Origin of the sequence: Bradyrhizobium diversitatis (assembly GCF_016031635.1) — a bacterium.
GTDB lineage: Bacteria > Pseudomonadota > Alphaproteobacteria > Rhizobiales > Xanthobacteraceae > Bradyrhizobium > Bradyrhizobium diversitatis.
Genome location: NZ_JACEGD010000027.1, coordinates 24016 through 50730 on the forward strand (window position 1 = coordinate 24016; position 26715 = coordinate 50730).

Annotated in this window: 27 protein-coding genes and 1 pseudogene; 17 read left to right on the top strand and 11 right to left on the bottom strand. The window is 65.2% G+C overall.

The annotated features are described in order from the left end of the window. Position 1 precedes the first annotated feature (1 nt). Positions 2-175 carry a DUF1328 domain-containing protein gene (locus H1B27_RS26720; RefSeq protein WP_018319670.1) on the bottom strand — a complete coding sequence of 58 codons (174 nt, stop codon included), beginning with the start codon at positions 173-175 and terminating at the stop codon, positions 2-4. A gap of 236 nt (positions 176-411) precedes the next feature. On the opposite strand from H1B27_RS26720, the gene H1B27_RS26725 reads away from it, so the two are divergent. Then, complete coding sequence (locus H1B27_RS26725) at positions 412-3057, top strand: ATP-dependent helicase (RefSeq protein ID WP_197968127.1); 2646 nt, start codon at positions 412-414, stop codon at positions 3055-3057. Positions 3058-3069: 12 nt separating this feature from the next. Here H1B27_RS26725 and H1B27_RS26730 read toward each other — a convergent pair whose 3' ends face one another. After that, on the bottom strand, positions 3070-3897 hold the full coding sequence (locus tag H1B27_RS26730) for a hypothetical protein (RefSeq protein ID WP_197968128.1): 828 nt from the start codon (positions 3895-3897) through the stop codon (positions 3070-3072). A gap of 77 nt (positions 3898-3974) precedes the next feature. Between H1B27_RS26730 and H1B27_RS26735 the strand changes: the two genes are divergently transcribed. From H1B27_RS26735 to H1B27_RS26770, 8 genes are all read left to right on the top strand, one after another. Beyond that, positions 3975-4259 (top strand): type II toxin-antitoxin system HicB family antitoxin, encoded by a 285-nt coding sequence (locus H1B27_RS26735; protein ID WP_197968129.1) that lies wholly within the window; start codon positions 3975-3977, stop codon positions 4257-4259. 88 nt (positions 4260-4347) lie between these two features. Next, on the top strand, positions 4348-4764 hold the full coding sequence (locus tag H1B27_RS26740; protein ID WP_061877602.1) for a hypothetical protein: 417 nt from the start codon (positions 4348-4350) through the stop codon (positions 4762-4764). Continuing rightward, on the top strand, positions 4764-5429 hold the full coding sequence (locus H1B27_RS26745) for an OmpA family protein (protein WP_197968130.1): 666 nt from the start codon (positions 4764-4766) through the stop codon (positions 5427-5429). Before H1B27_RS26740 ends, H1B27_RS26745 begins: the two co-directional genes overlap by 1 nt. Before the next feature lie 172 nt (positions 5430-5601). Further along, a complete protein-coding gene (locus H1B27_RS26750) occupies positions 5602-6120 on the top strand; it encodes an Mpo1 family 2-hydroxy fatty acid dioxygenase (protein WP_197968131.1) in 519 nt (172 codons plus the stop codon). Positions 6121-6148: 28 nt separating this feature from the next. Next, positions 6149-7180, top strand: a complete 1032-nt coding sequence (locus H1B27_RS26755; RefSeq protein WP_197968132.1) for an NAD-dependent epimerase/dehydratase family protein — start codon at positions 6149-6151, stop codon at positions 7178-7180. Positions 7181-7207: 27 nt separating this feature from the next. Then, complete coding sequence (locus H1B27_RS26760) at positions 7208-7834, top strand: methyltransferase family protein (protein ID WP_197968133.1); 627 nt, start codon at positions 7208-7210, stop codon at positions 7832-7834. 230 nt (positions 7835-8064) lie between these two features. After that, positions 8065-8274, top strand: coding sequence for a hypothetical protein (locus H1B27_RS26765; RefSeq protein ID WP_061877597.1), 210 nt, complete (start codon positions 8065-8067; stop codon positions 8272-8274). Between the two features lie 139 nt (positions 8275-8413). Then, positions 8414-9718 carry a PQQ-dependent sugar dehydrogenase gene (locus tag H1B27_RS26770; protein WP_197968134.1) on the top strand — a complete coding sequence of 435 codons (1305 nt, stop codon included), beginning with the start codon at positions 8414-8416 and terminating at the stop codon, positions 9716-9718. A gap of 199 nt (positions 9719-9917) precedes the next feature. Here H1B27_RS26770 and H1B27_RS26775 read toward each other — a convergent pair whose 3' ends face one another. Continuing rightward, complete coding sequence (locus H1B27_RS26775; protein ID WP_061877624.1) at positions 9918-10742, bottom strand: aspartate dehydrogenase; 825 nt, start codon at positions 10740-10742, stop codon at positions 9918-9920. Positions 10743-10890: 148 nt separating this feature from the next. Here H1B27_RS26775 and H1B27_RS26780 point away from each other — a divergent pair, with 148 nt between their 5' ends. Then, the gene (locus H1B27_RS26780) at positions 10891-11964 is read left to right on the top strand and encodes a tartrate dehydrogenase (RefSeq protein WP_197968135.1); all 1074 of its coding nucleotides are present in this window, start codon (positions 10891-10893) and stop codon (positions 11962-11964) included. A gap of 62 nt (positions 11965-12026) precedes the next feature. Here the strand turns inward: H1B27_RS26780 and H1B27_RS26785 are convergent, their stop codons facing one another. The 4 genes from H1B27_RS26785 to H1B27_RS26800 form a co-directional block, all read right to left on the bottom strand. Then, complete coding sequence (locus H1B27_RS26785) at positions 12027-12974, bottom strand: LysM peptidoglycan-binding domain-containing protein (protein ID WP_061877595.1); 948 nt, start codon at positions 12972-12974, stop codon at positions 12027-12029. A 115-nt stretch (positions 12975-13089) separates the two neighbouring features. After that, the gene (locus tag H1B27_RS26790) at positions 13090-13473 is read right to left on the bottom strand and encodes a hypothetical protein (RefSeq protein WP_197968136.1); all 384 of its coding nucleotides are present in this window, start codon (positions 13471-13473) and stop codon (positions 13090-13092) included. 8 nt (positions 13474-13481) lie between these two features. After that, a complete protein-coding gene (locus H1B27_RS26795) occupies positions 13482-13727 on the bottom strand; it encodes a hypothetical protein (protein ID WP_197968137.1) in 246 nt (81 codons plus the stop codon). Positions 13728-13790: 63 nt separating this feature from the next. Further along, positions 13791-14672 (bottom strand): DUF3313 domain-containing protein, encoded by an 882-nt coding sequence (locus tag H1B27_RS26800; protein WP_210343506.1) that lies wholly within the window; start codon positions 14670-14672, stop codon positions 13791-13793. A 162-nt stretch (positions 14673-14834) separates the two neighbouring features. Here H1B27_RS26800 and H1B27_RS26805 point away from each other — a divergent pair, with 162 nt between their 5' ends. Further along, complete coding sequence (locus tag H1B27_RS26805) at positions 14835-15497, top strand: TetR/AcrR family transcriptional regulator (protein ID WP_197968138.1); 663 nt, start codon at positions 14835-14837, stop codon at positions 15495-15497. Positions 15498-15663: 166 nt separating this feature from the next. Here the strand turns inward: H1B27_RS26805 and H1B27_RS26810 are convergent, their stop codons facing one another. Continuing rightward, positions 15664-16383: a hypothetical protein gene (locus tag H1B27_RS26810; RefSeq protein ID WP_061877590.1), complete on the bottom strand. Its 720-nt coding sequence runs from the start codon at positions 16381-16383 to the stop codon at positions 15664-15666. A gap of 282 nt (positions 16384-16665) precedes the next feature. Here H1B27_RS26810 and H1B27_RS26815 point away from each other — a divergent pair, with 282 nt between their 5' ends. Together H1B27_RS26815 and H1B27_RS26820 are read left to right on the top strand one after the other, a co-directional pair. Then, the gene (locus H1B27_RS26815) at positions 16666-17589 is read left to right on the top strand and encodes an ABC transporter ATP-binding protein (protein WP_131869751.1); all 924 of its coding nucleotides are present in this window, start codon (positions 16666-16668) and stop codon (positions 17587-17589) included. Then, complete coding sequence (locus H1B27_RS26820; RefSeq protein ID WP_197968139.1) at positions 17586-18347, top strand: ABC transporter permease; 762 nt, start codon at positions 17586-17588, stop codon at positions 18345-18347. Before H1B27_RS26815 ends, H1B27_RS26820 begins: the two co-directional genes overlap by 4 nt. 119 nt (positions 18348-18466) lie before the next feature. On the opposite strand, the gene H1B27_RS26825 is transcribed toward H1B27_RS26820, so the two are convergent. Further along, the gene (locus tag H1B27_RS26825) at positions 18467-18790 is read right to left on the bottom strand and encodes a hypothetical protein (protein ID WP_197968140.1); all 324 of its coding nucleotides are present in this window, start codon (positions 18788-18790) and stop codon (positions 18467-18469) included. Positions 18791-19120: 330 nt separating this feature from the next. Here H1B27_RS26825 and H1B27_RS26830 point away from each other — a divergent pair, with 330 nt between their 5' ends. Together H1B27_RS26830 and H1B27_RS26835 are read left to right on the top strand one after the other, a co-directional pair. Further along, the gene (locus tag H1B27_RS26830) at positions 19121-19906 is read left to right on the top strand and encodes a L,D-transpeptidase (protein ID WP_246515733.1); all 786 of its coding nucleotides are present in this window, start codon (positions 19121-19123) and stop codon (positions 19904-19906) included. A gap of 39 nt (positions 19907-19945) precedes the next feature. Further along, positions 19946-20940: pseudogene (locus H1B27_RS26835) on the top strand (glycerophosphodiester phosphodiesterase). Positions 20941-21089: 149 nt separating this feature from the next. Here H1B27_RS26835 and H1B27_RS26840 read toward each other — a convergent pair. After that, positions 21090-23369, bottom strand: a complete 2280-nt coding sequence (locus tag H1B27_RS26840) for a fused MFS/spermidine synthase (protein WP_197968142.1) — start codon at positions 23367-23369, stop codon at positions 21090-21092. A 217-nt stretch (positions 23370-23586) separates the two neighbouring features. On the opposite strand from H1B27_RS26840, the gene H1B27_RS26845 reads away from it, so the two are divergent. Next, positions 23587-25197, top strand: coding sequence for a phytoene desaturase family protein (locus H1B27_RS26845; protein WP_197968143.1), 1611 nt, complete (start codon positions 23587-23589; stop codon positions 25195-25197). 284 nt (positions 25198-25481) lie between these two features. Here H1B27_RS26845 and H1B27_RS26850 read toward each other — a convergent pair whose 3' ends face one another. Next, positions 25482-25637, bottom strand: a complete 156-nt coding sequence (locus H1B27_RS26850) for a Flp family type IVb pilin (RefSeq protein ID WP_376709005.1) — start codon at positions 25635-25637, stop codon at positions 25482-25484. Positions 25638-25799: 162 nt separating this feature from the next. On the opposite strand from H1B27_RS26850, the gene H1B27_RS26855 reads away from it, so the two are divergent. Further along, positions 25800-26687: a 50S ribosomal protein L11 methyltransferase gene (locus H1B27_RS26855; protein ID WP_197968145.1), complete on the top strand. Its 888-nt coding sequence runs from the start codon at positions 25800-25802 to the stop codon at positions 26685-26687. Positions 26688-26715: the final 28 nt, after the last annotated feature.

Genomic DNA, 26715 nt, shown 5'->3' on the forward strand with positions numbered 1-26715 from the left:
GCTATACCCTGTTGCGGCCGCGCGCCAGGCCGACCACGGCCGAGACCAGGAACAGGACCACCGCGATGAAGAAGATGATCTTGGCGATCTCGATCGAGGCGCCGGCGATGCCGCCGAAGCCAAGGATGCCGGCGATCAGTGCGATAACCAGAAACGTCACAACCCAGCCTAGCATGGTCAAACCCTCGTCTTGATGTTGTCTGCGATCGACGCGGCTGGCCGCGCCACCTGTCCTGACAATCTCGACGCGGGAACGATAGTTCCGATCCCGGCGGGAGCGAAATTCGCGGCCCGTGCTGGAACAAATCGGCCTGCCGCGCACGTGGAAAACCCGGCCCGGCGCCCCATATACGCACCAATCCCTGTTAAGAAGGCTCCCTTCCACCACCCCGCGGTGCCATCGTGGGGCCGATGATTCGCATGACCGAGCCGAGCAAGATCACGTCCCAGAATGTCCCCGACCACCAGCCCGCAGCCGGCGGCATCGCCGCGCGTGCGCGCGCCTCGGTGGGCCCGAAATACCTCGCCGGGCTCAATCCGGAGCAGCGCGAGGCGGTGGAGACGCTGGACGGCCCGGTCCTGGTGCTGGCCGGCGCCGGCACCGGCAAGACCCGCGTCCTGACCACGCGCATAGCGCACATCCTGAGCCAGGGCCGCGCCCGCCCCGCCGAGATCCTGTCGGTGACCTTCACCAACAAGGCCGCGCGCGAGATGAAGCACCGGCTCGGCCAGATGCTCGGCCATGCCGTCGAGGGCATGCCGTGGCTCGGCACCTTCCACTCCATCGGCGGCCGCATCCTGCGTTTCCATGCCGAGCTGGCGCAGCTCAAGTCGAACTTCACCGTGCTCGACGTCGACGACCAGGTCCGGCTGCTCAAGCAGCTGCTGCAGGCCGAGAACATCGACGACAAGCGCTGGCCGGCGCGCATGCTGGCGGGCTTGATCGACGGCTGGAAGAACCGCGGCCTGATGCCCTCGCAGGTGCCCTCTGGCGAGGCCGCTGTCTTCGCCAACGGCAAAGGCGGCAAGCTCTATGCGAGCTATCAGGAGCGGCTGAAGATCCTGAACGCGGCCGATTTCGGCGATCTCTTGCTGGAGAACATCCGGATCTTCCGCGAGCACCCGGATATCCTGCGGCAGTATCAGCAGCGCTTCAAATACATCCTGGTCGACGAGTACCAGGACACCAACGTCGCGCAATATCTATGGCTCCGGCTGCTGTCGCAGGCGCCCTCTTCTGCTTCCTTCGCCTCTCCCCGCGTGCGGGGAGAGGCCGACGCACGCAGCGCTGCGGGTGAGGGGGACTCTCCAAGCACCGCGCTCGTGGAGACTCCCCCTCATCCCGACCTTCTCAGCGCGAGCGAAGCTCGTCGCGCCCCCGCATCCGCCTTCGCCAAGGCTTCGGCGGACATGAGCGGGGAGAAGGAGAAAACCAAGAACATCTGCTGCGTCGGAGACGACGACCAGTCGATCTATGGCTGGCGCGGCGCCGAGGTCGACAACATCCTGCGCTTCGAGCACGATTTTCCCGGCGCCAAGGTGATCCGCCTCGAGCGCAACTATCGCTCGACCGGCCATATCCTCGCCGCCGCCTCGCATCTGATCGCGCACAATGAAGGCCGGCTCGGCAAGACGCTGCGCACCGAGGATCAGGACGGCGAGAAGGTCACGGTGACGGGCTCCTGGGATTCGGAAGAGGAAGCCCGCGGCATCGGCGAGGAGATCGAGCAGCTCCAGCGCCAGGGTGAGAAGCTCAACGAGATCGCGATCCTGGTGCGCGCCTCCTACCAGATGCGCGAGTTCGAAGACCGCTTCGTCACGCTCGGCCTGCCCTATCGCGTCATCGGCGGCCCGCGCTTCTACGAGCGCGCCGAGATCCGAGACGCGCTGGCATACTTGCGCGTCATCAATTCGCCGGCCGACGATCTCGCCTTCGAGCGCATCGTCAATACGCCGAAGCGTGGGCTTGGCGACGCCACCGTGCAGATGCTGCACGACCATGCCCGCAAGCGCCGCATTCCCCTGTTCGAGGCCGCGCGCGCGGTGGTCGAGACCGACGAGCTGAAGCCGAAGGCGCGCGGAAGCTTGCGCGACCTCGTCGCCCAGTTCGACCGCTGGCGCGCCCAGCGCGAGGTCACCGCGCATACCGATCTCGCCCAGATCGTGCTCGACGAGAGCGGCTATACCGAGATGTGGCAGAAGGACCGCTCGGCGGACGCCGCGGGCCGGCTGGAGAACCTGAAAGAGCTGGTGCGCTCGATGGAGGAGTTCGAGAACCTGCAAGGGTTCCTGGAGCACATCTCGCTGGTGATGGACCGCGAGGGCGGCGCCGAGGACGACGCGGTGTCGCTGATGACGCTGCATTCTGCCAAGGGCCTCGAATTCGACAACGTATTCTTGCCGGGCTGGGAGGAAGGCCTGTTCCCGAGCCAGCGCACGCTGGACGAACAGGGCCGCGCCGGCCTCGAGGAGGAGCGCAGGCTCGGCCATGTCGGCCTCACCCGCGCGCGCCGCCGTGCAAAGATATACTTCGCGACCAACCGGCGGATCCACGGCACCTGGTCGACCACGATCCCGTCGCGCTTCCTCGACGAATTACCGGCGGCCAATGTCGAGATCACGGAATCCAAGGGCGGCTCTGGATGGGGCGGCACCGGCGGCTACGGCGCCTCGCGCTTCGACGACATGGAGGCGTTCGGCTCCAGCTATTCGACGCCGGGCTGGCAGCGCGCCCAGGCCAATCGCAACCGCGGCAGCGGCCGCAATGGCGGCGGCAGAAGCGGCTTCGAGGAAGAGACGTCCACGTTCTCGACCTCCTCGTCATCCGGCCCGGATTTCGGCAGCTTCTCCTCGCGCCGCCGCGGGCCTCTGACGATCGAGGGCGAGCTGGTCGCCAAGTCCACCGGCACGACCTCGGAGTTCTCGCTCGAAGACCGCGTCTTTCACCAGAAATTCGGCTACGGCCGCGTCACCAGGATCGACGGCAACAAGCTCACCATCACCTTCGACAAGGCCGGCGAGAAGAAGGTCGTGGACAGCTTTGTGCAGCGGGCGTGAACAGCCTTCCGCTCAGCCGTTCAGGATGATGGCGCCCTGATCGTAGATTTGCTGATCGACGTGCCCGGCGCCAGGCGCGATTTCGAGCTTCCAGCCCAGCGTTCCACTAAGACGCCCGGCTAACTCCTTGCAGTGTTCGAAATGCCAGAGACCACGCGCAAGACGGTGAGGCCCTTGGGCCATCGCCTCGTCCCAGCGCGGCAGATCTGGGGCGTCCGGATCGTTGTCGGCAGCGCCCAGCAGGATGACAAGCGGACGCGCCAGATACCTGCGCAGATGACCTTCGTCGAGGCCAATCCCTCCCATGCCGACCGGATAGTCCTTGGTGAGGTTCGGCAGCATGTAGCATCCGCAATTGGCGGCAACGGCGAGATCGACGGACGCGGCCTCGTTGAGCGCGAGATAGCGCAGGACAAACTGGGCACCCGCGGAGTTACCGAACAGGCCAAAGGTGTCCCGGCTCGACCCGATCGCATGTCGAACATGATGAAATAGCCGGTCGATCACCCCGAAATTCCAATGATCGCGCGGCAGAACCGTGTTGTCGGGCGGCGGCAGCCGCACGCCCCCGAAATTGTAGGCGTGGACACCCGGAAACTGATCCGGATCAAACTCCGGAACCAGCACGATCTGCCCATTGCGTTCGGCCTGAGGTGCGAGCAGATCGCGAAACTCCTCGGCAGCGCGGTCGACGCCGTGCATCGCCACGATGATGCGCGTGTGCCGATGGCTCGATCTGGCGCAGAACGAGGAGATCCGAATCGATCGTGGCGATGGGACCGCACCATCATCGTGAAACACGAACGAGCCGGCGCCTTCCGCCATAGTGAATTTGCTCAATTGCCTGCCTCCCCGGATCAGGTATTCATTATCGACGCAAACCCAGCCGGACAACCTTCGAGGCCACCAATCCTGCCATGGCTCAGTACGTTGCCATCATCGAGGACGCCGATCCGGACTCTGTCAGCCTGTGGTTTCCCGACCTGCCCGGCTGCATTTCCGGCGGTGACGATCTCGAGGAGGCGCTGGAGAATGCGCCCGAAGCGCTCGCGTTCTTTGCGCAGGAGCTGACCGCGGACGGCCGCCAGCTGCCCCCGCCGCGGACGTTGGCCGAGCTCAAAGCCGATCCTGATTTTGCCGACGATCTCGGGAAACACACGGCTGTCCTGATCGAATGGCCGCCGCTCGATGCCTCGGAGTGAGGACTGTTCGCCGCACTCGCCGAACTCTCGACGGTTCTGGTCCGAACAGGCCTTGACCATCGCGAACTTCCCCGTATCAGATAAACCCATGTTCCGGGGCTCCATCACATTGATCGTGCTTGCATTGGGGATGCCGTCGCTGGCGGCGGCGGAGACCATGAGCTTTGGCGATTCGATCGGAAAGCTGGCGGCGAGCTGCGGCGCGGAAATCGTCGCCAATTGCCGCGGCGTCAACCCGGATTCGAACCGGCTGAAGGAGTGCCTGTCGCGCAATCGCGACGTGCTGTCGCCGCAATGCACGAGCGACTATTTCGGCGTGTTCGACGCCATCCAGAAGCGCGTCGCCGCGCGTGTCACGGTGGCGAACGCCTGCCAGCGCGAGATCGTCAAGGTCTGCGGCGGCTCGACCAAGGAGACCAGCAAGTCGGTCCCCTGCCTGGTCTCGACGCCCAAGGGCATCAGCAACAACTGCCTGAAGGCCATCGACGACGCGGGGTATCGCTGATGCGCGCGACGGGGCTCGCCATCGCACGAACAGGCATCGCGCTGGGCTTCGTCCTGCTCGCGGGCACTGCCGGCGCGCAAACGGCAGCGCCGACCCGCGACGACATCGTCGGCAAGCTGAACCATTTCGAAGAGGCCGCCGAGGTCGATCTGTCCGCGCTGAAGCAGCAGGTGATGGAGCGCGCCAAGACCAGGATCAAGAACGATCCGGGACCCGTGAACCGGCCGCTGATCGCGCCCGACCTCGCCAAGCTGCCGGCCTTCAATGCGCAGATCCAGTTCGACACCGACACGCCGATCATCCAGCCATCGTCCTATCAGACCGTCGGCCGGATCGCGGATGCGCTGGTGCACGCCTCGCTGCTGCCCTACACGTTCCTGATCGTCGGCCACGTCGAATCCAATTCGAAGACGCGCGAGGCCAACGCGATCCTGAGCCAGCGGCGGGCAGACGCGATCCGCGACGTGCTGGTGAACACGTTCAAGATCTCGACCAAGCGGCTGCATCCGATCGGCCTCGGCGAGGAGCAATTTCTCGACCGGGCGAAGCCGACCTCGGCCGTCAACGGGCAGCTGCAGATCCTGACCTATGCCAAGCTGCCGGAGGAGCCGCGTCCGGCTGCGGCCCCTGCGCCTGCGGCGAAAAAACCCGCCAAGAAGCGCTGAGCGAATGCGGTTCCGCGGCGAGCGGAACCCTTTGAAGCGGCGCCGTTTTGCAGCCCGTCCCCGGGGCGCATCAGCACGGCTTGGCGCGACAAAAGCGCCGGTTTGTGCACCGCCGGGTCCGGTGCTATAGCCTCTGTTCGCCCTTCCTGACCCCGTGCAGCATGAGACCGAAATGGGTGGCTTTTTTCAGCGCCAACTTGCCGTTTACGTTGAGTACCATCGCGATCCCCGGAACACGGCGATGCATGTGGTCGGCATTTTGTTGCTGTTCACCGGCGCCGTGCTGCCTCTGACTCTGGTCAAGCTTCCGCTGCTCGGTTTCAACGTCAGCCTGGCGGTGATCCTGGCCTTGCCGGTATTGGTCTATTGGCTGCTGCTCGACATGGCGCTCGGGCTCGGCATTCTGGCCGTCTCCGTCGTACTATTTTCGGTTGCGACGACGACCGCCGCGCAAGTCAGCACTGCGGCCATGTGGGCAATTTTCGCCACGCTGGTGGTGCTCGGCCTCGCCGCGCAGACCATCGGCCACAAGGTTTTCGAGGGCCGCGAGGCCTCCTTGTTCACTTTTCCTTCGCATCTTTTGCTTGGACCGATGTTCGTGATGGCAAAATTGTTCATTGCCTTGGGCTTCCGTCGCGACCTTGCCGCGATTCTGGCGCCTCTTCCGACCAATTCCCTTTCGACCCGATAACTCCAAAAGCGAAACAGCAACCTTCTGCATGGCTCTCGTCCTGGTTACCGGTGGCAGTGGCTTCATCGGACATCATCTCGTCGAAGCGCTCCGCGCCCGCGGGCAGCGGGTCCGTGTTCTCGATGTCCGGGTGCCGGCCGCAGCGAATGCCGACGTTGAACATGTCCACGGCTCGGTGCTGGACGGCGCTGCGGTCGATGCTGCGATCGCCGGTGTCGATCAGGTCTATCACCTCGCCGGCCTGCCCGGCATGTGGGTCGCCAACAAGCAGGACTTTCACGACGTGAATTGCCGCGGCACCGAGATCGTGCTCGCGGCTGCCATGAAGCGCGGTGTCTCGCGCTTCCTGCACTGCTCGACCGAATCGATCCTGTTCCCCTATTCCGACCTCAAGGGCGTTCCCGCCGAAGAGGCGCTGCAACCGGCCAATGCGATGCCCGGCGCCTATACGAGGTCGAAGTCGCTCGCCGAGCACCATGCCGCAAAGGCGGCGGCCGCGGGCTTCCCGCTCGTGATCGGCACACCGACCATGCCGATCGGCGCTGCCGACCACAATCTGACGCCGCCGACCGCGATGCTGTGGTACTTCCTCCAGAAGAAGGTGCAGCCGCATCTCAACTTCCTGGTCAACCTGGTCGACGTCCGCGACGTCGCGATGGGCCTCGTGCTGACCATGGAACGCGGCCGCCTCGGCCAGCGCTACATTCTCGGCGGCGATTGCGTTCCGCTCGGTCGCATCCTGCGCATGATGTCGGCGATGAGCGGCCGCCGGCAGTTTCCGGTCGTCGTGCCCGGCAAGATCGCCGAGCTCTCCGCGATCATGCTCGAATTCATCGCCGATCACGTCACGCGCCGGCCGCCCAACGGCACCGCCGAGGGCGTGCGCATCGCGCTCGCCGCGAGCGATCTTTCGATCGGCAAAGCCCGTAACGAGCTCGGCTATTCGCCGCGTCCGATCGAGCCGGTCTTGCGCGAAACCATCACCCATCTGCTCGCCCGCAACGGCCAGCAGCCCTCCGGCGCCATCGAGCATCACGCGCTCTCCTCGCGCGCGAGCTGATCGCTCCGCCCAACGCAAAGAACCTTCATGTCCTTCGATTTCAGCAAGATTCTCTCTGTCGCCTGGGGTGGTTGGACCACGACTTGGCCGACCGAACTTCTGGCTCTGCTTTGGCTTGCCTTTCTCGCCAGCTGGGTCGGCGCCTCGTTCTGGCAGGGGCGGACCAAGAAGCAGGTCATGACGCGGGAGTCGCAGCGCTATCGGCTGCCGATTCTGGTCGGCGGCATCCTGTACACGCCGTGGGTTGCGGAGATCATGGGCTGGAAGCCGCTCTGGGTACTCGACAACACAGGCATCGCCGTCGCAGCGGTCCTCTCGGCCGCTGGCATTGCCTTCGCCTGGTGGGGCCGGCTGCATCTCGGGAAATTCTGGTCCAACACCATCACCCACAAGGAAGACCACCGCGTCATCGACACAGGTCCCTACGGCATCGTGCGCCACCCCATCTACACGGGGCTGATCTTCGGCATGCTGGTGACCGGCGTTGCGATCGGCTTGGTGACGACGATCCTCGGCGCGATCCTGATCTCGCTCGGCATGTGGCAGAAGGGCCGGATGGAAGAGGTGTTCCTCTCCAAGGAGCTCGGCGAGGACGCCTACGGCGCCTATTGCCGCCGCGTTCCGATGATCATTCCGTTCCTGTCGCCGCGGTGAGGCGGCTTCCACCTACTGCGTTCTCCGCGCAACGCTACTGCTGATCCCGTCATCCCCGCGCAACGGCAAAGCCGTTGTCGCTGGAGGTGCGAGGTTTGCGATGCGAATGTATCGCAAGCTGAGCCTCGAAGGATGACGGGGAGAGAGAACGCGCGGATCTCGCAAGGAACCGCCGCTCCCTGCGCCCGTTACCCTCTCGACAGCTGCTACCAGCCGCAGAGCATCGAGCCATGTCGGACGCCTACGATTATTTCCGCGCGCACGCGATTGCCGCGCTCCGCAAGGCGCGGGCGCTGCCGCCCGGGCGGACCAAGCAGAAGCAGCGCACGGTCGCGCGGGTGTATCATCTGTTGTCCAGGGAAGCCGCGCTGGCGCCGAACATCCAGCACCTGGGTGATTTTCGCGCGGCACGGCGGCTGGAGCGACAGATCGGCCGCTGATCTCCGGCGTAAACGCCACGCCCCTCCCATGCAAATTCGATCGGCTGCCATTCCATGGGAATAGGCCCGCGCGGCCCGCCGCACAGGTTGACGTCTGCCCCGCCAGCCAGTTGGATGCGCGCGCACACAGGGGCTTCTCATGACGTTTTCCAGCATCTTCGCGCAGTTCGTCGCGTTCATCGGCGGCATCGCGCTGCAATGGCGAAAACTGTCGGGCACGGAGCCCGCACCTGCCTGGGGCGAGAAGCCGGCCATTCCCGAGGCGAAACCGCAAGGCGCGATCCCGACCTTGAAGATGCCAACCGCACGCGGCTGGCGCGAGGGCCAGAAGCCCACGGTCGCGCCCGGGCTCAAGGTCAATGCGTTCGCGACCGGCCTCGACCATCCGCGCTGGATCGAGGTGCTGCCCAATGGCGACGTGCTGATCGCGGAAGCAACGCAGATCGCCGGTCCCCCGCGCTCCATGTTCCACTATGCCATGCAGGCGACGATGCGGCGTGCCGCGGCGCTCGGCGTTTCCGCCAACCGCATCACGCTGCTGCGCGACAAGGACGGCGACGGCGTCGCCGAAGTTCGCGGCGCCTTCATGGAGAATCTCAGCCAGCCCTTCGGCATGGCGCTGGTCGGCGACACCTTCTATGTCGGCAACACCGACGGCGTGATGGCGTTTCCCTACGCCGCGAACGCCGACCGCATCACCGCCCCGGGCACGCGGCTCACCACGTTCAAGCCGGGCGGACACTGGACGCGCAGTCTTCTGGCAAGCCCCGACGGCAAGAAGCTCTATGCCGGCGTCGGCTCGCTCAGCAACATCGCCGAGATGGGCATGGAGGTCGAGGAAGGCCGCGCCGCGGTCTACGAGCTCGACCTCGTCGCCGGCACGCATCGGATTTTTGGTGCCGGCCTGCGCAACCCGGTTGGATTGGCATGGGAGCCGAACACGAATGCGCTCTGGACCGTCGTCAACGAGCGCGACGGCCTCGGCGACGAGACCCCGCCCGATTATCTCACTTCGGTGCGCGACGGAGGCTTCTACGGCTGGCCTTATTGCTATTGGGGCAGGACGGTGGACGACCGCGTGCCACAGGATCCGGCGATGGTCGCCAAGGCGATTCAACCGGACTATGCGCTCGGCGGCCACACGGCTTCGCTCGGCCTGTGCTGGATGCCCGCGGGCACCCTGCCCGGCTTCGGAGACGGCATGGTGATCGGCCAGCACGGCTCGTGGAATCGCAGCAAGCTGTCCGGCTACAAGCTGGTGTTCATCCCGTTCGTGAACGGCAAGCCCTCCGGCCCCGGTCGCGACATCCTGTCGGGCTTCCTGTCTCCGGACGAGAAGGAATCCTACGGCCGTCCGGTTGGCGTCGCGATCGGGCCGGACAAGAAGTCGCTGCTGATGGCGGACGACGTCGGCAACGTGATCTGGCGCGTGACGGGGGCGTAAGTAGGCGCTACGGCGCATATGCGTTCCGTCATCCTGCGGTGCGAGTGATGGGGCGCTCAGCGCCCCAATCGGGAGCCTCGAAGGATGAACGGCCGAGATGCAGACGGGCCGTCGCCCTTCGAGGCTCGCCGAAGAGGCGAGCACCTCAGGGTGGCGGGGATAGAGCGCGCCACGTCTGGACTAGTTAAGCCTCAACCCGTCACGTCCCCACGCACAGCGTGGCGCGCTGCTTGCGGAGCAGCGCGATCACCGACAGCGCCGTGATCAGGCCGGTCTTGGGATTATCGGATGGGATGTTCTCGATCGACATCGAAAACCGTGCCGAATCCGCCTCGACCTCGATGCGGTGAACGTTGCGCGTCACGGTCGGGTCGGCCCAGATCTGCACCATCGTGCGGTCGGGCCCGACGCCCGCGAGCGACAGCGCAACCGCGACGTTGAGATTGGCCGGAAAGCCCTTCGCGGCCTCGCGCGCCGTGCCTTCGAACAGCTTGAGCGGCTCGCGCAGATTGTCGATGTCGATATTGTTCTGCACGATGAACGGCGCGCCCTTCAGCCCATCGATCGGCTTGCGCGTCACCATCTTCACCGAATGGATGGTGCCGACCGCGGCGGCGTTCACGGCATCGAGCCCGATCAGTGCGCCGGTCGGCACGAGGATGCGGCCGCCATTGGCGCGGGCGAGATCGACGAGATCGAAATTGTCGAGCAGTCCGCCGACACTGACGACGACCGCGGCCTTGCCGCGCTTCACCGCGGGCTCGACGATCGCGCGCAGCTGACTGCTCGGCGCGCACTCGACCACGATATCGGCGGCATCGCCGAGCTGGTCGAGAGACAGAACCTGCGGCGGACGATTCAGGCCGTCAAGGAAAGCCTGATGCTTGGCGGGATCACGCACAGCGACGGCGGACAGCGCCAGTCCTTCGATGCCGTGGTCGAGCGCGGTCGCGATCTTGGTGCCGATCGAGCCCAGCCCTGCAATGGCAACCCGCAACTCACTCTGGCCCCTCTGATCGGTCATCGCATCCCACTTTCCCACCGGATTGATGTCATAGCGTATCATTTTCGGTATAAGCCAGCGTCAATTGAATTGGCCCTGCGGCCGGCAAGGACTCGCTGCCGCCCGGACCGTGATCCTCGCCGCAATCTCACTGATACGGAGCATTCCCATGCGCACCCATTCGATCGCAGCCATCCCCGCCGACGGCATCGGGCCCGAGGTGATCTCGGCCGGTGTCCGCGTGCTGGAGGCTCTGGCAAAGCGCAGCGGCGATCTCGCCTTCAACGTCACCACGTTCGACTGGGGCTCGGACTATTACAAGAAGCACGGCGTGATGATGCCGGCCGACGGCCTCACCGAGCTGAAGAAGTTCGACGCGATCTATTTCGGCGCGGTCGGCGCCCCTGACGTGCCCGACCACATCACGCTGTGGGGCCTGCGGCTGCCGATCTGCCAGGGCTTCGACCAATACGCCAATGTACGGCCGACAAAAATCCTGCCGGGCGTCGCTTCGCCGCTGCGCAATGTCGGCGTCGGCGATCTCGACTGGGTGATTGTGCGCGAGAACTCGGAAGGCGAATATGCCGGCATGGGCGGCCGCGCCCACAGGGGCCTGCCGGAGGAGGTCGGCACGGAAGTGGCGGTTTTCACCCGCGTCGGCGTGACGCGGATCATGCGCTACGCGTTCCAGCTTGCGCAGTCGCGTCCGCGCAAGCTGCTGACCGTCGTGACCAAGTCGAACGCGCAGCGCCATGGCATGGTGATGTGGGACGAGATCGCGGCCGAAATTGCCGGTGAATTCCCCGACGTCAGCTGGAACAAGATGCTGGTCGACGCCATGACTGTGCGCATGACGCTGCATCCAAGGAGCCTCGACACCATCGTGGCGACCAATCTCCACGCCGACATCCTCTCCGATCTCGCCGGTGCGCTGGCAGGAAGCCTCGGCGTTGCGCCGACCGGCAACATCGATCCGCAGCGCCGCTTCCCCTCGATGTTCGAGCCCATCCACGGCTCGGCCTTCGACATCACCGGCAAGGGCATCGCCAACCCGGTCGCGACGTTCTGGACCGGCGCGCAGATGCTCGAGCATCTCGGCGAGAAGGATGCCGCCTCGAGGCTGATGGCGGCCGTCGAACGCGTCTGCGCGGCCGGCGTGCTGACGCCGGATGTCGGGGGCAAGGCGACTACCAAGGAAGTGACCGATGCCGTGATCGACGCGATCAACGGATCGAATGTGTAGGCAAGCTGGTGCCAGGACGCCAGTGTGCTCCCTCGCCCCGCTTGCGGGGAGAGATGAAGGAGCTACTTCTTCCCTGCCGCCGGCGCTGGCGGTGGCAGTGCCATCGCGGCGGTCGGCTCCGGCGGCGTCAGGTGACGCGGTACGATGATGGTCTGGCCCGGCGTGAGCTGCGCGTTCTCCGGCAATGAATTGCTCTGCGCGAGCGTCCACAGCGGCACGCGATTGGCTGCGGCGATGCTTTCCATGGTGTCGCCGCGGCGCACCGGCACCCGCACGCCGCTGTCCCACAATTCGACCAGCGCGTCCGCCGGCACCAGATAGCGCAGCGGCACGGCATCGGCCTGGGCTTGCGGCGGGATGCGCGGGAGCTGCGTCACCATCTCGACGATCTGGCGGTGGATGTCGTCGGACTTCTCGATGTTGATGTGGCTGACGCGCGAGTTTTCCTTCAGGTCGTAGCTCGCATAATGGCCGCGAAAGCCGGGCACGGCCACGACGTCGCCGCCGCCGAGCACGCTGTCGGAGAGGAAGATGTTGATGAAGCGCTCGACGTTGAGCGGCACGTCGCCGGTCGCATGCGCAGGATCGATGACGATGACGAGGCTGATCGGGATGTTCTCCTTGGCCGCCATCTCGGAGATGACGATCGAGCACAGGCCGCCCATGGAGTGGCCGATCAGCACGATCGGCGCCGGCGATTCCTTGTAGCTGGAGATCGCGCGATCGCCGATCCACCGGCAGATGGTGAATTCGTAGACGCTGGCCGAGAAGCCAGCCTTGGTCAGTTTCTCTTCGAGCCGATCCATGCCGGTCGAGAAGATCGGACCCATGGCGCCGCGGAACAGGTAGATTTTTGGCGGCGGCAATGGCTCGAACGGCGCAGGCGGCGGCGCCGCGGCGGGAGCGGCCGCAGTGGTCTTGGACTTGGCTGGTGTGGCAGCGGCCGTGCCGGTGCCGAAGGCGAGCAGCGCAATCGCTGCCAGCGCGACGATTCGCCTTGGATCAAGCATCAATCCAGCAGTCCCACTACAGGAGGCAGAGGCTCCCCCGGCGCGCTTAGTGACCGCCGATTGGGTGGAATTTGGGGCACGGAACCGGGACCGTGACGCCCGCGGCATCGTGGCATCATTGGAGGGAACCGACTTGATTGAAGGGTGTCCATGCCTCGGCTTCGCAGGCCTCGAGAATTACCGAAGTCTGGACACCCTTGTAGGTATCATCGTCGAAAAAGACCGAATAGGCGGGGCGCCTGCTGGCTGATGGGCCACTCTGCCTCAGGCAGACGAAATACGATCCCGGCCCGTGGTCGGAATGGCGGACGGCAGATGTCTCCAGTCCCCCGCTCAGCTTGGCTTCGGCAGCCGCTTTCGTGACGCCGTCTTTCACCGCCTTGGCACTGGGCGGCTGCGGAGGTTGATACGCCGGAGGAAGATCGAAGCTCGACCCGCAGCCCGCCAGCAACAGTGTCAAGACCGCGGACAAGGCCGCCGCGCTCGATACGCGCCTCATCTTGGGCCTCATCCTTGGGTCAGAAAGAGATAGAAGCAGCCCGCGACCGTGGGCAGGAACGCAACCACGGTCGCCATCCAGAAGCCGGATTCCAGGATCGAATCCTGGTCGTCCGTCTCGCCGGCCGAACGACGATCCGCGTTGGTTCGGCTCCACACCTCATCGGCCGTGAACAGGGGCGCGCTCGTCGCGTACACGCGCGCATCGGCGCGCGCTGCATCTTGGCGCAAGGGACGGATCGTTGCTTGGGTCATGTCATCTACTCTGGTGAGCCACGAATGTTGTTGAAGTCGGATGTGACGGCAACCGCATCCGGATCATTGCGTGAGCGTCTGCTCTGGATTCGCCTGGGTTGCCGGGGCCGGATTCCCGGTCGGACTGGCCTCGGCGCCGGAATCCGTCCAGGCCGGCGGCAGGCCGAGCCCCTGCCCCGCGAAGCCGGTGATGCCGGGAAACCGCCCGAACGCCTCGCACGCGACATATTTGGGAGCGCCGCCGAACCGCACGGGGATGCTGTCCATCGGAGGCAGCGCAGGGATGCCGCCGAACGGCGACTCTCCGGTCGCAACCAGCTTGGCGAAGTCGGCGCCGAAATCGGCAGCGAGATCGTACGCATCGCCCTCGTTGGCGACCCGCGGAGAATTCGTGATGGAGTTGGCGCTCCGCCCCCAGACCATGGCCGCCTTCTGAAATCCAGCGAAGTCGCGCGCCTCCGCCTCGACCGACAGGCTGCCGAGCCCGACCGGGAGTCGCGGCACCGGCACAGGTACGCCGGGCAGCGCAACGGTCTTGGCGATCGACAGCGCTTTCGACGCGCCCGAGGCGGTCGGGCTGGTCGGCGCAGCATGCGTCACCGTCGCCTGCACCGTGAGGTCGGCATCATCATCGGCGGCAACGATGCGGAAGCGCTCGCTCAGGCGTAGACAAAGCTCGCGGCTGACGGCATTTGCGACCAGGCGCCGCTCCTTTTCGTTCAACGCGACGTCGGAACGCGCGGGAAAGACCGTCGTCGCGATCCGGATCGTCTTCGCCGCCAGCAAATCCTTCTTGTTCACGCGGATCTGCGATCGCGTCACCAGCCCATTCGCATCCGACATCCGGTCGTAGCTCCTGAGCAAGCCGCCCCGTTCGAGCGGCGCGGTCGCGCAACCGCCGATCGCGAGCGTGACAGACACCAGTGTCACCCATCGAACGCGCATGGTTCCGCTCAGGCCCGGACTCTTTACTAGAGAGATCACTCTATTAACATTCTCAACGCCGGTTGCTGCCCGTCAGCATAAATAGATGGAACTCTCTAATTTTGAATTTCTCGTGACCGACCGGCATGCTAAATTGGGCCTTCACGAAAAGGAGAACGGGCCTTGAGGAAGGTGGACCCCGTCAAGCATGAGCGAAAGCGCGGGGAGATCCTCGACGCGGCGATCCGCTGCTTCACCAGGGACGGCTTCCGCGGCGCCAGCACGACCGACATCTGCACCGAGGCCGGGATCAGTCCGGGGCACCTCTACCACTACTTTCCAAGCAAGATCGCGATCATCGAGGCGATGATCGATTTGGGTCTGTGCCGTTCGGCGGAGCGTTTCGAAAAGATTCTCACGGCCACGGACGTGATCGAGGCGCTGCTCGCCGACATTGAGGAAACCAGCCTGCGGTTTCGTCCTGCCCAGATCCTCAATCTCGATGGCCTCGCGGAGGCCGCACGCAATCCGGAATTCGCCAAGATCATCGAACGGCACACCGAAGCGGTTCGCCGCATGTGGGCCGACTTCCTGCGCCGGGCGCAAAGCCAGGGGCGGGTGGATCCGGGACTGGACCCGGAAGCGACGGCGAACATCCTGATCGCGATCATCGACGGATCGCGCGCAATGCCGATCCGCAATCCGAAGCTGGATATCAAGCAGAGCACTGCGCATCTGAAGACGATGCTCATCCGCTTCCTGAGCCCGCCCGAAGCCGGGAGCGCAGCGAGCAAGCCCCGCGATCAAAGGGCCAGCCGTCCCCTCACGCTGGTCAGGAAGCGATAGGGCGTCACTTGCTACAAAGCGCTCTATCCCGCCTTCCAGGACTATTTCTGCAAGCACACGCCGCCGTTCCCTGCGGTCTGGGCAAGAACGATCCGTTCTTCCCGACCGCGCTGTTCCCGCGATCGCCGAAGGGTGGCTGCGCGACGAGTCCGTCGCGCAAGGAAGCTCAGTTCCTGGCGGGAGCGGCCGCCGCCGCCGAGCGTGCCCGTCGCGGCGTACCGGGTTCGGCGACCGGCGCTGCCGGTGCGCGCGAGCGCATGATGGCAGCATCGATCTCGGCAATGACGCGACGCTGGATCGCCTCGTTCTTGTCGATCGAGATGTGGCCGACGCCGGTGCCGCGGACGTCGACATTGTCAAGCTTGCCGCGAAAACCCGCAGCGGCCCGCACCGGCTCACCGGGACCATCGCCGATATAGATGTTGATGTACCGCTCCGCGCCGGTCGAGAGCTTGGTCTTGAACACGGAGTCGAGGCCGATCGCGAGCTTCACGGGCACGCCGAGCTGATTGAGCTTGGCGATCATGTCCGGCAGCGCCGTCGCTCCGGAGGAATGGCCGACCAGGACGATGGTCTTGAGCCGGCCGGCCCTGTAGGCGGCCGCCGCTTCATCGGCGAGCGAGGACCAGGACACGAAGTTGGCGACGGTCACCGGGATGCCCTGCGCCTGGAGCCGGGCGCCGATCGTGTCGAGCCCGAGCGAGAAAATGTTGAGCACGCCACGGAGCAGGTAGACATGCGTGGTTGCCACAGCGGCCTGGCTCGGCGCGGCCTTGGCGGTGGTCGGGCTGATGGCAACAGCTGACAGCAGGAGCAGGCCCATCGCCCACACACGCAGTGTGGACAATTGGCGGGCGCCGGCGGTGTGACGGCCGTTCGGTCTCATCGATTTTTTCCCTGGAGACAATACGCTTGGCGATTGGCCGGAATCGTAGCCACGGCCCGCTCGCAGACGCAACAAAGAGACGCGTGAGCGACAATCTTCGCAGCAAGCCGTGGCCATCGCGCAACACCTGCCCGGAACACTGCCATTGAACGGCCTGTTTTGAGACCATTTTCCTCCGGGGAATTGCGGGCCGATGACTGCGTTCCTATTTCAGGGCTCCGCCGACCCGCCTTTCCGAGTGGGTCCGGCGTTCCCCTTTCCCTCCCCAGCCCGCCGGCCATCATGTCTTCCATCATTTCCGTCGCCAATCTGTCGAAGACCTATGGGTCCGGCTTCAAGGCGCTCAAGAACGTCAATCTCGACATCAAGCGTGGCGAGATTTTTGCGCTGCTCGGCCCCAACGGGGCCGGCAAGACCACGCTGATTTCGATCATCTGCGGCATCGCCAACCCGAGCCAAGGCAAGGTCTTGGTGGGCGGCGAGGACATCCAGACCTCCTACCGCAAGGCGCGCTCGCTGATCGGCCTCGTGCCGCAGGAATTGCACACCGACGCCTTCGAGAGCGTGTGGGCGACCGTGAGCTTCTCACGCGGCCTGTTCGGCAAGCCGAAGAACCCCGAACATATCGAGAAGGTGCTGAAGGATCTCTCGCTGTGGGACAAGAAGGACAACAAGATCATCACGCTCTCCGGCGGCATGAAGCGTCGCGTGATGATCGCCAAAGCGCTGTCGCACGAGCCGCAGATCCTGTTCCTGGACGAGCCCACCGCTGGCGTCGACGTCGAGCTGCGCAAGGGCATGTGGGAGGTGGTGCGCGGGCTGCAACAGTCCGGCGTCACCATCATCCTCACCACCCACTACATCGAGGAAGCCGAGGAGATGGCCGACCGCATCGGCGTCATCAACAAGGGCGAGATCGTTCTGATCGAGGACAAGACGACCTTGATGCAGAAGCTCGGCAAGAAGCGCCTGACGCTGCATCTGCAGGGCAAGATCGCCTCGCTGCCGGAGAGCCTTCGCCATTACGAGCTCGAGCTCTGCGATAGCGGCGCGACGCTGGTCTACGACTACGACACCAAGGGCGAACGCACCGGCATCACCAGCCTGCTCGGCGATCTCCGCGCCGCCGGCATCCGCTTCAACGACCTCGACACGACGCAATCGTCGCTCGAGGACATCTTCGTCGACCTCGTGAGGACGTCATGAACCACCGCGCCATTCGCGCCATCTATCTGTTCGAAATGGCGCGCACCTGGCGCACGCTGCTGCAAAGCATCGTCTCGCCGGTGGTCTCGACCTCGCTCTATTTCGTGGTGTTCGGCGCCGCGATCGGCTCGCGCATCAGCCAGGTCGAGGGCGTCAGCTATGGCACCTTCATCGTGCCGGGCCTGATCATGCTCTCGGTGCTGACCCAGAGCATCGCCAACGCCTCCTTCGGGATCTACTTCCCGAAATTCACCGGCACGATCTACGAGATCCTGTCGGCGCCGATCTCCTATTTCGAGATCGTGCTCGGCTATGTCGGCGCCGCCGCGACCAAGTCGATCATCCTGGGCCTCATCATCCTGGCGACGGCCGGCCTGTTCGTGCCGCTGCACATCCAGCACCCGGTCTGGATGCTGGCCTTCCTGGTGCTGACCGCGGTGACGTTCAGCCTGTTCGGCTTCATCATCGGCATCTGGGCCGACGGCTTCGAAAAGCTGCAGATGATCCCGATGCTGGTGGTGACGCCGCTGACCTTCCTCGGCGGCAGCTTCTATTCCATCGACATGCTGCCGCCGACCTGGCGCACGGTCGCGCTGCTCAACCCGGTGGTGTACCTGATCTCGGGCTTCCGCTGGAGCTTCTACGAGATCGCAGACGTCAGCATGGCCGTCAGCATCGGTATGACGCTGGCGTTCCTGGTGATCTGCCTCGTCGTGATCTGGTGGATTTTCCGCACCGGATACCGGCTGAAGAACTGATTGCCGCCGTCATTCCGGGGTGCGCGTAGCGCGAGCCCGGAATCCATCGTGCGGCAGAGTTCGTGGACAAATGGATTCCGGGCTCGCCCTTCGGGCGCCCCGGAATGACTACGGTCGACTCACCGATAACAGCGGAAACGGTGATGGCTGTCGTAATATCCGCGACAGCGGTGCCGGTAATGGCGGTGGGGAACGCCGAGCACGCCCTCGACTGCACCGACAGCCCCGCCAACGCCAGCGCCGACGACACCGCCGACCGCGCCGCCCACGGGCCCGGCGATGCGGTTGCCTTCATAAGAGCCCTCCTGTGCGCCGCGCACGATGCCCTGGGCGTGACTGACTTGCGGCAACGACGATAGCGCCAGCAGCGTGGCGGCGGCGAACAGCAGGCGGATGGGCAGACTGGCCGGCAAAGGCGCAGCGGCGAGACGGGCTTTGTTCATTTTCGGGTCCCCAGGGAAGGTAAAGAGGTAAACGGCGGCGGACGTGCCGCCAGTCGAGAGAGGCCATCATCAACGCGCCGCGCGGCGGAATGGTTGCGCCTTTGTGACGAATTGTCGGTGTTGTGAACGCGCCTCTGCTCGCGAAAATGTCAGCGCTGCCGCGCGCGGCGCGGCACGAAGCGGCCTTGCTTACATCAGGCATCGCGTTAACGATGGGCCGGCAGCTCGCTGGAACGAAAGCCGGATTGCAGGCATATTGCACGCCGGGGACGGAGAGCCGCGGCGCCTAGCGTGAACAGGCCGGAGGCCGAGATTGATATGCGTTTCCAGATGCGTTCGTTTTTCATTGCTTTCACCTCATCGCTGCTGTTGAGCGCGGGCGCCGCGCAGGCCAAGGTCGAGATCACCGTCGACAAGGACAACCAGCAGATGACCGTCGCCGTCGACGGCGTCGCGCGCTATCACTGGCCGGTGTCGACCGGCATCCCCTCGCGCGAGACGCCGAACGGCGCGTTCCGCGCCTTCCGCATGGAAGAGGATCACTACTCCAAGGAATTCGACGACGCGCCGATGCCGCACGCGATCTTCTTCACCAAGGTCGGGCATGCCATCCACGGCACGGACTCGGTCGGCCGGCTCGGCTCCCCCGCCTCCCATGGCTGCGTGCGGCTGTCGCGCCAGAATGCCTCGACACTCTATGCGCTGGTTCAGCAGCAGGGCGTGCTCAACACCACGGTGACGCTGACCGGCTCGGCGCAGGTGGCGCTGGCTCGCAATCCGCGCGGCCGCAATGCCAATGCAGTGGCGCGCGCACCGCAGCCGGCTGAGGAGCAATACGCGACCGCCGGTGATCCCGTGAACCTGGCGCCGCCGGCACAGCCCGCGCGCCGCTACATGCCGCAGGACGACAACTACATCTATCCGGCCGACGGCAGCGACACCGGCGCGCGCTATCCGGCGCCGCGCCCGGCCACCCGCCCGCTCTACGACACGCAGGTCTATCAGCAGCAGCAGCCGCGGACCTATTACGACCAGGGCTACGGCCAGCAGGGCTACTACTATCAGCCGCAGCCGCGGCAGTATTATCAGCCGCGCGGCTATTACTATCAGAACTGACGCGACCGCCATCAACCGCCCCTCGGCGGCCGAGGCACCATGAAGCCACGTGCCACGACCATTCTGATCGTGCTCTGCGTTCTGATGGCGGGACGGGCCATGGGATCTGATGTGGGCTTCGATCTCGAGGCGCATCGCGGCGGGCGGGCGCTGTTGCCGGAAAACACCCTGCCCGCCTTCGCCAATGCGCTGTCGATGGGCGTGGACACGCTGGAGCTCGACGTCGGTGTCACCGCCGACGGCGAAGTCATCCTGTCGCATGAGCGCAGGCTCAGCCCCGATCTCGCCCGCGGAGCCGATGGAGCCTACATCGCTCCGCCCGGCACGCTTTCGTGAAGATGCGGCTCGACGAGGTCAGGACCTATGACGTCGGCCAGATCCGGCCGGACAGTGCCTACGCAAGACAGTTCCCCGACCAGCGTGCCGTGCCGGGGACGCGCATTCCCACCTTGCGCGAACTGTTCGCGCTGGTGCGCAAGTCCGGCAACGCGCAGGTGCGCTTCAACATCGAGACCAAGATCGATCCGAACCATCCGGATGAAGCGCCTGATCCGCAGGCCTTCGTCGCGAAGCTGCTCGGAGTGATCGAGGCCGAAAAACTCTCCGACCGCGTCATGATCCAGTCGTTCGACTGGCGAACCCTGCTTCTCGTCCAGCAGCAGGCGCCGAAGATCCCGACCGTGTACCTGACGCTCCAGCGCGGCTCGCGCCCGACGGTGGCACGCGACAAGGCGACCAACTGGACGGCGGGTTTCAATCCGGCCGATCACGGCGGCTCGCTGCCAAGGACGGTCAAGGCTGCGGGCGGCGCGATCTGGTCGCCTTACTTCGGCGATGTGACCGCGTCACTGGTCACCGAGGCCCATGAACTCGGATTGCGTGTCGTGGTCTGGACGGTCAACAAGCCCGAAGACATGGCGCGCATGATCGAGCTCGGCGTCGATGGGATCATCTCGGACAGGCCGGACCTGTTGCGCCAGATCGCCGGCGGGAAGGGGATCGCGCTGCCGGCAGGGACGCCGGTAGCGCCATAGCTCCGATCTCGCGTCCCGGACGCGACGTAGCGCGTAGCGGTGCGGCGCAGAGCCGGGACCCAGAACGCCGCGCCATGGGCCCCGGCTCTGCAGCGCATCACTTCGTGCTGCGCTGCGTCCGGGGCACGAGATCACTTGAGGCGCGAAGCCTACTCCCCGTCCCGCAAACGCCGATACAGCGCGCCCAGGATATTCGAATAGTCGTCGGTCCAGACCCGCACCCTGTCGTCGGATTCGGTCTGTACCCATTGCTTGGAGGATGCGAGCCTGCCGATGTCGGCCTCCTCGCGCGCGGAGATGACGACGTCGGTCGAGAAGATGTAGTCGGAATCGCGCCCGGAATCCTCGTTGAAGACCCAGCTCGTGAGATCGTTGGCATCCGCAATGCCGACAACGACCGTCTCGAGATCCAGATGCCGGTTGGAGACGTGCATCACGACCGCGCCGTGGGGCGCGAGCTTGTCCTTGTAGATCTTCATCGCCTCTTCGGTGGCGAGATGAATCGGGATCGCATCGGACGAGTAGGCATCGACGATGACGAGATCGTAGGCGCCATCGGGCTCCTTCGCGAAGGTGAGGCGCGCATCGCCGATGACGGGCTTCATGTCCGGCATGCAGCTCGAGATGTAGCGGAAATTCCTGGGGTCACGCGCCGCGTCGACCATGGACTGGTCGATCTCGAAGAAGGTCCAGTTCTCCCCCGGCTCGGCGGCGCAGGCGAGCGTGCCGGAGCCGACGCCGATCGCGGCGACCTTGAGCGGCGCGCCCTTGCGCTCGCGGATGGCGCTGACGGCCTGACCGATGCCGCCGTCCTTGTGATAGTAGGTGATCGGCTCCGGCCGGCCGATGACCGGCGTGCCGTCATCGTTGCGGAAGCGCTCGGCGCCGTGGATGGTGGTGCCGTGCATCAGCACATGGAAATAGCCGCCCGGCGTCACCACGATCTTGTGCACGCCGAAGAAGCTGCGCACCGTCGTGACGCGGCCCTCGTCCGCGGGATAAACACGGATCAACGCCAGCGCGAGCGCGACGGTGGCAAAGATCTTCCAGCGGCCGGCATTGAGGATCAGCGCGAGCAGCGCGGCGAGCACGCCGACGGCGCCGGCGACCCAGACGCGGTGATCCTCGAGCCAGGTCGAGAGGTCGCCGGTCGTATAAGACGGCGCGACGAGCGCCACCGCGAGCGCGGCGAGCGCCAGCCAGTACCATTTGACGATGCCGGCGAGGCGTTCGTTCGCGGAGGGGCGGCACAGCGCGGCAAGCGCAATCAGGATCGGATATTCGGCGATCCACGAGAAGGTGAATGGAGCAACGAGCCCTGCGAACAGGCCGCCGACCATGCCGCCGAATGACAGCGCGACGTAGAAGCCGGTGAGATATCTGGCGGGCGGCCGCGTCCGCGCCAGTTCGCCGTGGCAGGCCATGGCGATGACGAAGAAGCACAATTGATGACCGCCGAGCGTCAGCAGCAGATTCTGCTCGCCGCCGAACGCCAGCAGCACGACGACGCCGGCAATGGCGACCGGCTGGAGCATCAGCATCCATTTGTGCGGCAGCAGCGGACGCGACTGGAACACGACGACCCAGGTCAGCAGATACAGCGACAGCGGCAGCACCCACAGAAGCGGCGCTGCGGCGACGTCGGTGGAGATGTGTGCGGTCACCGCGATGAGCAGGCCGGACGGCACCGCGGCCAGGAAGATCCAGCGCAGCCGCGTGATAAGCCCGGGCGCCGGTGCGTTCACCTCCTCGTCTCGCGCTTCGACCTCAGCCAGCCTCGGCGAACGCAACAACAGCGCGCCGCAGGCGGCGATGAGAAGGATCAACAGGCCATAGCCTGCCGTCCAGAACCGGTTCTGCAGGTGCAGCGTGAACATCGGCTCCAGCAGGAACGGATAGGACAACAGTGCGAGGAAGCTGCCGATGTTGGAGGAGGCATAGAGGAAATAGGGATCATGCCCGTCGGGGTGGCCGGTGCGGACGAACCAGGCCTGCAGCAGCGGATTGTTGGCGGCGAGCGCAAAGAACGGCAGCCCGATCGAGACCGCGAACAGGCCGAGCAGCCAGAACGCATAGCCGGAAGCAGGCGGCTCGCCATAGGCGGAGGCGATGCCGAGCGGCAGCGTGGCGAAGGCCGCGATCAGCAGCACCAGATGCACCGCGACCGGAACGATACGGCTTTTGGCCTGCATCAGCAGATGCGCATAGGCGTAGCCCGCGAGCAGCAGCGACTGGAAGAACACCATGGCCACCGACCACACCGCCGGCGAGCCGCCGAGCCGCGGCAGCACCATCTTCGTGAACAGCGGCTGCACCGAGAACAGCAGCAGCGCGCTGACGAAGATCGCAGCCGTGTAGACCGCCAGCAGCAGCCGGTTGCGCGACGACGAAGGCTGCTCCGTGGCGGCGGGTTGCACGATGGAATCCATGGATGCTCCGGCAAGACTCCGGCGGGCGCCGGACGCGCGCAATGGAGCACAAGGCGCCTGATCGGGCAATAAAGTGTGACGTGATGTTGCGGCAAGGAATGCTTGATATAAGGAGGTCGTTCCGGGGCGATGCAAAGCATCGAACCCGGAACCTCAAGATTCCGGGTTCTCGCTTCGCGAGCCCCGGAATGACAGCAGACTGGGCCTTGCATTCTTCATGAGCGAAACCGACGTCGTCATCATCGGCGCTGGCCATAACGGCCTCACCTGCGCGGCCTATCTTGCGATGGCGGGCCTGCGGGTGCGCGTGGTCGAGCGTCGCAAGGTGGTTGGCGGGGCCGCAGTCACGGAGGAGTTTCATCCGGGATACCGCAATTCGGTCGCAGCCTACACCGTGAGCCTGCTCAATCCGCGGGTGATCCGTGACCTCAAGCTCGCCGAGCACGGCCTGCGGATCGTCGAACGGCGCGCGCAGAATTTTCTGCCCGCGCCAGATGGCAGCTATCTCCTCACCGGCGAGGGGCGGACGAAAGCGTCGGTCGCCCGGCTCAGCGCGCATGATGCAGAGGCCCTCGACGGCTTCTCGCGCGAGCTGGAGGACATCGCCGACGTGCTCAGGCAGTTCGTGCTGCGCGCGCCGCCGAACCTGCTCGACGGATTTGGCACGAACGCGATCCGCGAGGCCGTGAACGCGCTCCAGAGCGCCAACATCCTGCGCGGCCTCACGCTGGAGCAGAGCCGCAGCCTGCTCGATCTCTTCACCCGTTCCGCCGGCGAGATGCTGGACGAACGTTTCGAACATGATCTGGTCAAGGCGCTGTTCGGCTTCGACGCCATCGTCGGCAACTATGCCAGCCCCTATGCCGCCGGCTCGGCCTATGTGATGCTGCATCACGCCTTCGGCGAGGTGAATGGCAAGAAGGGCGTCTGGGGCCACGCCATCGGCGGCATGGGCGCGATCACGCAGGCGATGGCGCGCGCGGCCCGCGACCACGGCGTTGTCATCGAAACCGATGCCGGCGTCCGTGAGATCATCGTCGAGCGCGACCGCGCCGTCGGCGTCGTGCTGGAGAACGGCTCGGCCGTCCGCGCAAGATATGTCGCGGCCAATGTCAATCCAAAGCTGCTCTACACGCAACTGATCGCGGCCGACGCTCTCCCTGCGGACTTCCTCGCCCGCATCCGGCACTGGAAGAACGGGTCCGGCACCTTCCGCATGAACGTGGCGCTGGACCGCCTGCCGTCCTTCACGGCGCTGCCGGGCGAGGGCGATCATCTCTCTTCCGGCATCATCCTGGCGCCGAGCCTCGACTACATGGACCGCGCCTGGCTCGACGCGCGCGCCCAGGGCTGGAGCCGCGAGCCCGTGGTCGAAATGCTGATCCCCTCGACGCTCGACGACACGCTGGCGCCCGCCGGCAAGCACGTCGCGAGCCTGTTCTGCCAGCATGTCGCCCCCGCGCTTCCCGATGGAACGTCGTGGGACGAGCATCGCGAAGGGGTCGCCGATCTCATGATCGCGACGGTGGACAAATACGCGCCCGGCTTCGCGTCAAGCGTGCTCGGCCGCCAGATCCTGTCCCCGCTCGATCTCGAACGGCAGTTCGGACTGTTGGGAGGCGACATCTTCCACGGCGCGCTGACGCTGAACCAGCTGTTCTCGGCGCGGCCGATGCTGGGACATGCCGATTATCGCGGACCGCTGAAGGGCCTGTACCATTGCGGCTCCGGCGCCCATCCCGGCGGCGGCGTCACCGGCGCCCCCGGCCACAACGCGGCGCAGGCGATCCTGCGGGATCACCGCTCGCTGTTCGGAATCCGTGGATAGGTCTGTGGATTGCTTGTGGACAGCCCGTCGAAAGGTCTGTGGTCGGGCGGTGGATGCCTGGGCCAGACCGCCGCGCCGAAGCTGGGGAAGGTCGGTGGAAAATCGCAGGGACAATTGCGGGAAATGCGGTGGATAGGGACCCGGCAAGCCGGCAGATAACCTGTTGAAGATCCGCAGAACTGACGCCGCAAAAACGACCTCGCCCGCCAGGGAAATCCCTGGCGGGCGGTGATCGGAACAGCCTCTGAAGAAAAACAGCCCCCGCTGGGAAATGCAGGCGGAAATTACTTCAAGGAGGTGCTAATCGAAGTGAACTTCTCATTCATGGCGGTGCCCAGGCCGTTCACCACGGTGATGATCGCCAGGGCGATACCCGCGGCAATCAGACCGTACTCGATCGCGGTTGCACCGGACTCGTCCGACCAGAACTTCTGCATCATGCGCTTCAAGACTCGCCTCCGTTTCAACTCCAAGCTGTGCTAGCTGGATCCAACATCTGAGAATGTATAGGGCGGAACCTTCGTCCCAGTTAACCCGGGAACCGTAACTTGACGGGAAATTGGTCCCAAAAGTTCCAAAAATTGAACTCAATGGAACCCTGAATGCAGCCTTCGCCCACCCATCGTGCCAGCTTTTCAATCGGCAGCGAGCCCGACGCCAGGCGCGTCGTCGACGTGCTCACCGAGGTGTTTTTCGACGGCGATGCCGCTGTCGCCGCCTTCGAGCGGCCGGACGGACAATGGGACGTCACGCTCCATTTCGCCGAGGCGCCGGATCAGGCATGGCTGCGCGAACTCGTTGTAACTTCAGCAGGAAATGAGATCGCCGCAACCCTCGCCTTCGACACCGTCGAGGCCAGGGACTGGGTCAAGGCCAGCCTTGAGGATCTCGTGCCGGTCCCGGCCGGGCGCTTCGTCGTGCACGGCAGCCATGACCGTGACCGTGTCGCGCCAAATAAGCTCTCCATCGAGATCGAGGCGGCGCTCGCCTTCGGCACCGGTCACCACGGCACAACCCGCGGCTGTTTACTGCTGCTTGACCATGTCCTGAAGAGTTCCCGGCCGCAGAACGTGCTCGACCTCGGCACGGGGACCGGCGTGCTGGCGATCGCAGCGGCGAAGGCGCTGCATCGCGCCGTGCTTGCCTCCGACATCGATCCGCCCTCGGTGCGGGTGGCGGCTGAGAACGCCTCCCTGAACGAAGTCGGCAACCAGGTCCGGGTGATCCGCGCCACCGGGTTTGCGGCACCGGATTTTGCGCGCGCCGGCCCGTTCGACCTGGTGCTCGCGAACATCCTTGCCAATCCGTTGCGGCAATTGGCGGGCTCGATGGCACAGCACCTTGCGCCCGGCGCCCGCGTGATCCTTTCCGGCCTGCTGACTCACCAGGCCCCTGCCGTGATCGCCGCCTATCGCGCACGCGGCCTCGTGCCCCTGAAGCATCTGCGGATCGAGGGGTGGAGCAGCCTGTTGCTGCGGATGGTCGGGTGAACTGGGGCGAGGTGATGACGCCGCCACC